This window comes from Microvirga antarctica, assembly GCF_017921815.1.
Taxonomy (GTDB): domain Bacteria; phylum Pseudomonadota; class Alphaproteobacteria; order Rhizobiales; family Beijerinckiaceae; genus Microvirga; species Microvirga antarctica.
Map to the genome: position 1 here is coordinate 1 of NZ_JAGEMM010000124.1, position 287 is coordinate 287.

The following is a 287-nucleotide window of genomic DNA, read 5'->3' on the forward strand; positions in this document are numbered from 1 at the left end:
GCCGTTCGTCGCGCCGTTGTTGGAATCGCTTGATATCGCCAAATACTTTAGTGTGGTTATCGGCGGCGATGATGTGCAAAATAAGAAGCCGCATCCGGAGCCGCTGTTGCTGGTGGCAAGCCGGCTGGGCATGATGCCGGAGCAGATGCTTTTTGTCGGCGATTCGCGTAATGATATTCAGGCTGCAAAAGCGGCGGGCTGCCCTTCGGTTGGCCTGACATACGGCTACAATTATGGCGAAGCGATCGCTCTTAGCGAGCCGGACGTCATTTATGACAGTTTTAACG

The 287-nt window shown here is 54.4% G+C and carries 1 protein-coding gene; it reads left to right on the forward strand.

The window, feature by feature from the left end:
* A partial coding sequence (locus tag J4G32_RS21130; RefSeq protein ID WP_210497666.1) for an HAD-IA family hydrolase occupies positions 1–287 on the forward strand: 287 nt, incomplete at both ends.